The sequence below is a fragment of the Methanosarcina vacuolata Z-761 genome, assembly GCF_000969905.1.
GTDB classification, from domain to species: domain Archaea; phylum Halobacteriota; class Methanosarcinia; order Methanosarcinales; family Methanosarcinaceae; genus Methanosarcina; species Methanosarcina vacuolata.
In genome coordinates, this window is record NZ_CP009520.1 from 4,495,310 (window position 1) to 4,505,752 (window position 10,443).

The following is a 10,443-nucleotide window of genomic DNA, read 5'->3' on the forward strand; positions in this document are numbered from 1 at the left end:
GAAAAAACCTGGATAAGAAAACCTGGATAAGAAAACCTGGATAAGAAAACCTGGATAAGAAAACCTAGATAAGAAAACCTGGATAAGAAAACCTGGATAAAAGTACTGCCGGTGAAAAAATGGATAACGGTCCAGTTAGAAAGGCAAATGATAGTGAAATAAATAAAGAGAAAAATAAAGGGAAAAGTAAAGAGATAAATAGAGGGATAAAAACATATCAAAATCTAGAAAAAGACCCGGGCTTTGAATTATTAAAGAGAACTATTAGTGGAAACACCGGCTTTAACTGTGAACATTATAAGGAAGCTCATTTCAAGCGTAGAATTAACGTGCGCGTTCGCGCCACCAATTCTGAGAGTTATGGAGCATATCTGAAACTTTTAAAGAAAGATCCGGAAGAATACGAATTTCTTCTTGATGCTCTCACTGTAAATGTTAGTGAGTTTTTCCGAAATCCCGAAACCTTCAGAATAATCGAAAAAGATGTCGTTCCCTCTCTTGTTACAAACAGATCAGGACTATTTATCCGATCAATTCGCATCTGGAGTGCTGGTTGTGCGGCAGGAGAAGAGGCCTATTCCCTTGCTATCCTGCTGCACAGGACCCTGAAAAACGACTTTAATAAGTATAGAATAAGAATTATAGGGACGGATATTGATATTCAAAGTCTGGAAAAAGCCAAAAAGGGCATTTATAATGAGAATTCACTTAAAAATCTTGATCCAGGCACAAAAGAACGTTATTTCTTCAAACAGGGAGATAATTATCAGGTAATAGACGAGGTTAAGAATATAACGCAATTTAAACGCCACGATTTAATTTCAGATCCCAGAATCGATCATTTTGATCTTATTGTCTGCCGAAACGTAATGATATATTTTAAAAAGGAGATTCAAGAGCAATTACAGCTTAGTTTCTACAGGGCTCTCGAAAAAGGAGGATTTTTTATAATAGGAAAGTCCGAAACACTGCTTGAGACTGCATCAAGTTTCTTTAGATCTTATAATACAAGAGAGCGCCTGTACATAAAGGAAATCTAAAAGGAAATTTATGGAAGATCAAGAACCTGAGGAATTTGTATTATCCCAAAATTAGTTCACTTTTTTAATTTAGTTTAATAATTATATCATGTATACAGATAACCCAACTATTTCATTTCAACTTCAAGCTTGCTTCATTTTATATGATCGTTCTCCTTTACTCAAATGAGTTGGAATTACTCAACATTTGACTTATGCCTACCTGCTGCTTTATCGCCTATTTAACTTTCGTACAGTTTAGAATCTGTGAAATAATTTTAGGAGACAACACGAGGATACCGGCAAAAATTACGGACGTACAGCAACCCTTGATACTTCTACTGGTGATCTCCTAATAAGGATTATTTTTAAGGACTGTTTTGAGAGAAGAAGCAACATTGATAAATAATTTTAGATTTTTAAAATTCAGATTTTTAAAACAAGTCATTTTTTCAAACTGTTCATTTTTGAATTCACTTTCGTTTCTTCATCTTTTCTCTGAAAACGCACATGAAATTCTTCTAATCAAAGGCACAAAGAAATGAAAGTACTTGGAAGAACTTTCATGCCAAAATTATATATCTGATATAAATATTATAATTCACATTATTAGTTCCATTAATAAAGCAAAAGAAATAAAAGTAGCATAAAACTTTAAATGTGTATCTGAGGCTAGATCCAAGGTAAAGTGACACATTGAGTATACCTACTCTGAGTCTACCTAAGTACACTCTTAGTATATTTTAAGTATACTTTAAGCAACAAATTAAGTTATACTTTAGATAATACCATGAGTGCACTTGAAGTACGTATTATAGTCATGCCTGTAATTGTTGCAACAAAAAAACATCATTATATCTCATTGGGAAGTTGCATTATTTAGCCTCGTGACCATAGTATACATTAAGTATACATTAAGATACATTAAGTACGCTTTAGATGACACTCTGAGCACTGCTCTAAAATTCTTTGAGTAACCCTTTGAGTAAACACTATATTCTCAGTTATTCTGTAAGAGATCTGAAAAGTTCTGAAAGCTTATAGAAGACTAGAAAACAGGGAACCAAACCTGATCATTCGTAAACTAATGTCATGGCAATTTAATTATTGAGCATACTCTTTGGCATAATCTTTGATAGCTTTTCATCAAAAGATGTCGATTCAGAGTTAACATGTGACCAATAAATAAATTTTCAAGATACTAGTTTCAAGATAACAATAATTAAGCAAATGGGAGATTTTTATGGAAATCAACGGAGTAGAAATCGAAGATACATATGCAGAAGCGTTTCCGATCAAGATTGCACGGGTACTCATAACAGCTGCTACCAAGCGCTGGGCCCTTGTAGCAGCTACTGAAGCTATAGGCTTTGCAACATCCGTTATAATGTGTCCTGCCGAAGCTGGAATTGAGAGATTAGCAAGTCCCGGTGAGACTCCCGATGGCAGGCCTGGAGTTTACATTCAGATATGTAATTTTAAATATGAAGCTCTGGAAGGACAATTGCTTCAAAGAATTGGACAATGTGTCCTCACAGCCCCTACAACTGCAGTTTTCAACGGGCTACCTGAGGCTGAAAAGCAGTTTGCCATTGGTGCTAAACTCAGATTTTTCGGAGATGGTATGGAGTCAGAAGTCCAGATTGAAGGCCGCAAGATGCACAAAATTCCTATCATGGAAGGAGACTTCTTGAACGAGGAAAATATTGGAGCTGTAGCTGGAATTGCAGGCGGAAACTTTTTCATCTTCGGAGACTCCCAGATGACCGCCCTGACCGCAGCCGAAGTTGCTGTTGATGCAATTGGAGAGCTTGAAGGTACAATTACCCCCTTCCCTGGCGGCATTGTATCCAGCGGATCCAAATCCGGAGCAAACAAATACAAGTTCCTGAAAGCTACTGCTAATGAAAAATTCTGCCCTTCCATAAAGGATAAGGTTGAAAACACTGAAATCCCGGCAGATGTCAATGCTGTTTATGAAATAGTCATCAACGGGCTTGATGAAGAAAGCATAAAAGCTGCCATGAAAGCAGGAATTAAAGCCGCTGTAACTGTTCCGGGCGTTAAGAAAATCTCAGCAGGAAACTACGGCGGAAAGCTGGGTAAATATCAGTTTAAACTGCATGAGCTCTTCTAAGCTCTAAAACTTTTTCTTTTTTTACTTTTTTCTCTATTCTTGGCTCGTCGCTACTTCGAGTGGGTAACTTGCATTTAACTTCAAACGCACATGAAATTCTTCTAAATCACAGGCACAAAGAAATGAAAGTAGTTGAAAGAATTTTCATGCCAAGAATTTTCATGCCAAATGCTAAGGTAGCAATATTAAAGTAGCAATATTAAAGTAGCAATATTAAAGTAGCAATATTAAAATAGCCGTTATTAAAATAGCAGTTATTAAAATAGCAGTTATTAAAATAGCAGTTATTAAAATAGCAGTTATTAAAATAGCAGTTATTAAAATAGCAGTTATTAAAATAGCAGTTATTAAAATAGCAGTTATTAAAATAGCATATATGATATATGAAAACAGTTATTGTTGAAAATCACATTCAAGCTCAATTTTTTCATATTTGATCTTAATGCTTTCTAACTAAACAATTATTTTCAATCCATACAAAAAAGCGAAGAGCCTATTCTTTTTTTATTTTCTATTTTAGCCCTTATGTAATGATAATCACAGAATATAGGATCGAATATAAAAAAATCAAAGACTTTAGATATCAAAGACTTTTAGATATCAAAGACTTTAGATATCAAAGACTTTAGATATCAAAGATTATATCAAAGACTTTAGATATCAAAGATTATATCAAAGACTTTAGAGTCCAATTGCATTAAACCCAGAAAGTAAAACATCTCTCGGGTCAATGCCAGTTACATGCATCATGACATAAGCTGCAACGAAGGTCCCTGTCATACTTCCTATGTTTGCAAAGCTTGCGACAAGGAGGACTCGCATGAACTTATTTTTGAACATTTCCTTGAAGGTTTCTACTCCTGCCAGAGCTTTTATGTCTGCAGTAGTAGGGTTTCGCTGTTTCGCTTCGACAAGACCAGCAAACCAGCCTGCAGCAATAAGAGGGTGCAGAGTGGTTAGCCAGGCAACCGAAAAAGCAGTCAGAACTGAGTAAGGATGACCACCTGCAAGTAAAGTACCGATTGCACTGAGAGTTCCTGTAATAATAAACCACCATCCGAAGGCTATTAACAGGAGTTTAAGTGGAACACCAGAAAGCAACAGTAGTAAAAAGAATCCAACTATAACGGCGACAAAAGCAAAGCCAACAATCTTTCCAAGACCTATACGTTTCTTTGGAACCTGCATAAGACTATTCAGGGGAGGAACGCTTTTCGGGTTCTTCAGGTACTCAGTTACTCCTGGCTTATGCCCGGCTCCAATTACCACGACAACAGTTTTGTTTCCACCTGCGGCAACCTTAAGGATGCTTCCTGCAAGATATGCATCCCTTTCATCAATGAGAACCTCAGCTGCAGTTGGGGCAAATTCTCTAAGTTCATTTACGAGGCCAGTTACAACGTCGGTTTCTGTAATTTTATCAATGTCTATGTCAGTTCCTTTTCCTATTCCTATTAAGCCACCTAAAAGGGAAAAGATCATCTTGACTTTTTCCAGGAATTTCATTTTTCCCCAGAAACGCTGGAGGGTCACCTGAATATCCCTATCAATTAAGGCAACTTTAGCTCCTGTAGACTCGGCTTCCTCGATTGCAGCAAGCATTTCGGCTCCGGGCCTTACACCCATGTCGTCGCCGATCTTTTTCTGTACATAGGCAAGCAGCCAGTGAATCATGTAATAGTAAACCTTGCCTTCAGTAAGAATGTCCTTGATAGGCACCTGCTTTTCCTGCACATTACCCTTCAGGGAATCATAACGTCCCCTACAAAGCTCGACAGCTACAATATCAGGTTTCAGATCCCTTATAGCGGCCTTGACCTCGGCAACACTCTTTTCAGAGACGTGGGCGGTTCCTATAAGCACAACTTTTGATGGCTGATATTCAGCCTGATGCGCATCCGAAAATTGAGAAGGTGAAGGAATTGAAACTTCGGAAGCCGAATCAGGAATAGGTTCTGCAATAATTTCGGAACTTATGTCAAGCTTGGTTTCAAGCTTATCGGGTTCTATCTTGGATGCTGACACAGAAGTTTTTTCTTCCTGCGGCATGTTAATTGAAGAACCAGAAATTTTAGACTTTCCGACAGAAGTGGAGTTTTCTGCGGATTCGGTCACAAGTTTGTCCATAGAATATATTGACTCCTGAGATGAACTTATTGACTCCTGAGATGTACTATAAAAATTGTAGTCAGGGTCCTTGTCCTGAGAATCTGTAATTTCAGGTTTGCTCATTGTTAATCTCTCTGCTGCGACACGTTAAGATGATGCGTGAAAGCATGTCCCTTGAAGGACTACAGTTAATTGCATGAGTAATTAAATTCTTCACATAAAATAACCAAGCTATAAAAAAACTTAGCTATAAGCAGATAGTTAACTGGTGGTAATTATCTGCCAGAGATTTATATTTTGCTGCTTTCAGGTTTTACTCTTAGATTCATATTTCGCTGCTATCAGGTTTTATTCTTAGATTTATGTTTTTTGCCTTCAGAGTTTTATTCTTAGATTCATATTTTGTTGTCTTCAGAGTTTTATTCTTAGATTCATTTTTTGTTGTCTTCAGGTTTTATTCTTAGATTCATATTTTGTTGTCTTCAGGTTTTATTCTCAGATTCATATTTTGTTATCTTCAGGTTTTATTCTCAGATTCATATTTTGTTATCTTCAGGTTTTATACATAATATTTATAATTTTTAATTTATATAATTGTTTATAAACTTATCTAATATATTCCAATACAATTTGGTAAAACATGAGTTATGAAAAATTTAATAGAGTATGATCTTTTGATAAAAATATCTTTTGATGAAACCTTAATGAAACCTTATTTTAACAAGTCTTTTTTGATTAACTCCCTGTAAAACCTCTTTGATGATTTCCTCTTTGATAATTTCCTCTTGATAAATTCTACTTAAGAATTTTCTTACTCGGAAATCTCCCTAATCTAGAGTGTTTAAGAATTACTCTGACCTCAGTTTCAGAGTCCTTACAAGATCCGTTCTTGAGAGTATTCCTACAATCGACCCGTTATCAATAACAAGAACTCTTCCAATATTTTTAGAGGACATAAGTCTCAGGACATCAACGGCTTGCGCATCCGGAGATACCGAGATAACATCTCTGGTCATAATATCCGAGACCTGGGCCGCCGGGCGGTCAACAGGAGGAATATGCTGGATGTCCGTAAACGTCACAATTCCTTTCAGGCTGTCCCCTTCCATAACAGGGTAACCCATATGTTTCTTCTCAAACATGAATTTGACCAGGTCGTCCACACTCATGGAAGGACTGACTGAAACCACATTCCTGGTCATAATATCCCTGACCCTAATATTTTCAAGTGTCACCTCAGCCCGAGTAGAGCGTTCCTCTTCAGACGCGCCGACATAAATAAAGAGCGCGATCAAAGGAAACCAGGGATTGCCTACGAGAATTCCAAAAATTGCCATAAGAACAGCAAAAAATTTCCCTACAGATGCTGCACTCTGGGTAGCTTTCACATAGGACATTCTTCTCGCGTAGAAAGAGCGAAGTACTCTACCCCCATCCATTGGAAAAGCAGGCAGCAGGTTGAAGATCCCGAGTATAAGGTTCATAACCCCAAGAATCCAAATAACAAGGTATACCGGGTTTTGAGAAAGCATAGGGTTAGGGGAAATGAAACTTCCGTATACTAAAAGACAGACTAAGCCTATTACAAGGCTTGTAAGGGGTCCCGCAGAAGCCATTTTTGCTTCCTGTTCAGGTTTTCGGGGTATCTTTTCCATAGACGACACTCCTCCAAAAAGGAAGAGAGTGATGTTCTCAATTTTGACCCCGTAACGCATTGCTAGATATGAATGTGCAAGTTCATGTACAAGGATCGAAGCAAAAAGCAGGATGGCAGTCAGGACTGAAAGCGAATATCTTGTGATAGACGGCTCAACTCCTTCAAAACCAAAAGGTTGCGGGTTGATCGCAAACGCATAAGCAAATATGGGTAATATGAGAAGAAAAGTTATGTGCAGCCTGATAGGTATACCCATAACACTCCCGATTTTCACTGACGATTTCATAAAGTAAATACCCCCATTTTCATTTTTATAGTATTAAGAAGACGGCTAAACGTTGAATATGAACTAACGCTAAATCAGGTTAACGCTAAATCAGGTTAACGCTAAATCAGGTTAACGCTAAATCAGGTAAAGTTAGATCTGAACTTAAAATATCAGGTTCAGACTGTCGCGAATAACACAGCTCATCAGGAGTCAAAATTTATAGGTAGTTCTGTTCATAAATTCCACTGGAGCTGTCCGTAATTTCACTAAACTCTGCTCTTAAACTCTTCATAAGTCCACTAAACTCTGCTCTTAAACTCTTCGTAAGTTCACTAAACTCTGCTCTTAAACTCTTCATAAGTCCACTAAACTCTGCTCTTAAACTCTTCGTAAGTTCACTAAATTCTGCTTCTAAACTCTTCGTAAGTTCACTAAATTCTGCTCTTAAACTCTTAGTAAGTTCACTAAATTCTGCTTCTAAACTCTTCGTAAGTTCACTAAATTCTGCTCTTAAACTCTTAGTAAGTTCACTAAATTCTGCTCTTAAACTCTTAGTAAGTTCACTAAACTCTGCTCTTAAACTCTTTGTAAGTTCACTAAATTCTGCTTCTAAACCCTTCTAATTAACTTTCCCTCATAAAGTCGTCTTGAAAAATTCACCTGATCAAATTACCTGATATAAAGATAACTGACCTCAGTTATTATTTGGCGATAATTATACATATCTGTTTGTACGTGATGAGACACGACTAATACGCAATAGCAAATTAAAACAGTTGAGCAAAAACCGAAGAAATTATGTAAGTAAGAAAGAAGTAAGATTTTAAATTCTGCTGTTAATTAAAATTCTGCTGTCAATTAAAATTCTGCTGTCAATTAAAGTTCTGCTGTTAATTAAAGTTCTGCTGTTACTTTTCTCAGATCTTGCAGGAATTCGTCTATATCGCGGGATGTGTTGTGAGGCATCAGGACCAGGCGAAGAGACCTTGGGTTGCGAGTAATTGAGACGTTCCAATCAAATTTCTTAAGGAGCTGTTCCCGCACAAGATCAGGGTTCGGAACTCTCAGGGCTACCACGTTCATTACAGGCTCGATCAGAGGTTCGAAACCTAATTTTCGAGATTCTTTGACCAATTTAGCAGTAAGCTGCATGCAGTACTGTACATTTTTTCTATATCCTTCACGTCCAAGATACTTCATAATGGCATAAGTGGCCGCGGCCGAAGCTCCACTACGTGTTCCTGTGAGAGTAAACTGAGCCTTTGTTGTAAGATATGGAGTATTTACCTTAAGTGAGTCCATAAAAGAAGGAGATCTGAATAACAGGGCACCCGAGGGAATTGTGGAAAGACCCATCTTATGGGGATCTATTGCAATGGAGGTAACACCTGGAACTTTGAAATCGAAAGAATATGGCTTTTCAAGGAATGGAATCACAAACCCTCCGAAAGCTGCATCAATATGAAGGAAAATCTCATTTTCAAGAGCAAGTTTTGAAAGTTCCTCAATCGGATCTATCTGTCCGAATTCTGTATTTCCTGCTATCCCTACGAGTCCGATAGTGTTTGCATCTATAAGACTTTCCACAGATGCGATATCCACCCTGAATTCAGAATCCAGAAGAGCTCTTTTAACCTTAATCCCCATCATATTGGCGACCTTATCAAATGAGAAGTGAGCTGACTCGGGAACAACTATATTGAGGATCTCACCTGACTTTTTCCCGTCTTCAGTCACGAGGTTTTTCATGCCTCTTATAGCCTGAATATTAGATTCCGTGCCTCCTGTTGTAAGATAACCGCAAACCGAACTCTCACATGAATCTCCGGAAGGAATTTCAACAGATTGAGCATGAAGAAGTTCTCCCAGCATCTGGATAACTTCTTGTTCCAGTCTGTGGGCACCTGCAAAAAGTCCCAGGTCGCCCAGGTTAGCCTCAATAAATAGCCTGTGAGCCTCAATCGCGATTCTGTGCGGGTGAGTGCACATTGAACTTAAAACCCTGTAGTAATCCGTATCTTCTGACTTTACATCTTCCAAGTAGGAAAATATCTCTTTCTCAGAAAGACCCTGCTCATTCATGTGGATAAAGTAAAACCAGTTTTATTTAAAATACTTATGGAATACAACTGCTAAATTACCAAGTACCTCTCCTAACAACAGGACAAGGAAGTATCCAAAATCTAAAAAAAAGAATTAGGACTTACGCAGTTGAACTGAAAAATCAACAGCATCGAACCGTTAACTGTTTAAAACGTAACTTTAATCCACAGTTTTTGTCGTAATTGATTTTGTTCCTCAAGTGCGTAAGTCCTAAGAATGTATGTTAAGATATCATAATAATGTCTGCTTAAGAGGGAGACCCCTATATTTCGAGTGGAGAGATTTTTGTAGGTATAGAAATGTGAATTTATCAGAACATATAGCTTAGATTTATTAGTTTTTTGAAAACGCACATAAAATTCTTCTAATCACAAGCACAAAGAAATGAAAGTACTTAAAAGAACTTTCATGCTAAACAATATTTTTTCTGATAGATCAGGTCATCAGTACAATGAATATATTTGATAAACATTTGATAAACATTTGATAAACATTTGATAAACATTTGATAAACATTTGATAAACATTTGATAAACATTTGATGAATACATATAATCAGTTTTTTCTCTATTGTATAAAACTTCTCCAAAAACAAACTAGCCTTTTTAATAATAAATTATATATAGTATTAACTCTATAACTAAACAACATTATTTTACTGATAAGCAAATAAAATCTTATTTTATTTTGCTGCCTAGAACTTCCAATCTCTTTAATGGAAACCATGGGGTCTGGGGGTTATATAAACGTTCCAGTGGAAATTAGGGGGTCTACCCTATTTTTTACTCTTTTCTTTGTTTATCTTTCTTTGATTTCCTTAACTTTCTTAACTTTCTTTAATTTCCTAGCTTTTTTATTTTCTTTATCTTTTTCTTACTTTTTCAATGCAAATAATTCTGAGTTTTAAAATTTATCTAAAGTTTTCTATTTTCTAAACTCTGTAAACCCTTTTATTCACAGGTGATTTGATTTACATGATTCTAATTTTATCTCAAAATTTTTATTCTTTAATTTTATATAAAAATATTCTAATTTTCATAACTTCTTCCATTCGAAAGGAAGGGTTTAAATTCAACCTCCATTGATTCTGGAATTCATAATTTTTTGTTTCAGCTATAATAAGTTATATAACGTTGGTTTTTATGGTAGA

General features: G+C 36.4%; 6 protein-coding genes. 2 read left to right on the forward strand and 4 right to left on the reverse strand.

Going from position 1 to position 10,443, the window contains the following annotated elements; translation table 11 throughout:
• The first annotated feature begins 119 nt into the window (after positions 1 to 119).
• Both MSVAZ_RS18580 and fhcD read left to right on the forward strand, forming a co-directional pair.
• Entirely contained in the window at positions 120 to 1,040 is a 921-nt protein-coding gene (locus tag MSVAZ_RS18580; RefSeq protein WP_048123426.1) for a CheR family methyltransferase, read from the forward strand.
• Positions 1,041 to 2,262: 1,222 nt separating this feature from the next.
• Positions 2,263 to 3,156 (forward strand): formylmethanofuran--tetrahydromethanopterin N-formyltransferase, encoded by an 894-nt coding sequence (gene fhcD / locus MSVAZ_RS18585; RefSeq protein WP_048123428.1) that lies wholly within the window; start codon positions 2,263 to 2,265, stop codon positions 3,154 to 3,156.
• A gap of 199 nt (positions 3,157 to 3,355) precedes the next feature.
• On the opposite strand, the gene MSVAZ_RS21910 is transcribed toward fhcD, so the two are convergent.
• From MSVAZ_RS21910 to mfnA, 4 genes are all read right to left on the reverse strand, one after another.
• Entirely contained in the window at positions 3,356 to 3,553 is a 198-nt protein-coding gene (locus MSVAZ_RS21910) for a pentapeptide repeat-containing protein (protein WP_084626256.1), read from the reverse strand.
• A 284-nt stretch (positions 3,554 to 3,837) separates the two neighbouring features.
• Positions 3,838 to 5,388 carry a TraB/GumN family protein gene (locus MSVAZ_RS18590; RefSeq protein ID WP_048123431.1) on the reverse strand — a complete coding sequence of 517 codons (1,551 nt, stop codon included), beginning with the start codon at positions 5,386 to 5,388 and terminating at the stop codon, positions 3,838 to 3,840.
• Positions 5,389 to 6,113: 725 nt separating this feature from the next.
• Positions 6,114 to 7,208 carry a CBS domain-containing protein gene (locus tag MSVAZ_RS18595; protein ID WP_048123433.1) on the reverse strand — a complete coding sequence of 365 codons (1,095 nt, stop codon included), beginning with the start codon at positions 7,206 to 7,208 and terminating at the stop codon, positions 6,114 to 6,116.
• Positions 7,209 to 8,084: 876 nt separating this feature from the next.
• Positions 8,085 to 9,272 (reverse strand): tyrosine decarboxylase MfnA, encoded by a 1,188-nt coding sequence (gene mfnA / locus MSVAZ_RS18600; protein WP_048123435.1) that lies wholly within the window; start codon positions 9,270 to 9,272, stop codon positions 8,085 to 8,087.
• Positions 9,273 to 10,443 lie beyond the last annotated feature (1,171 nt).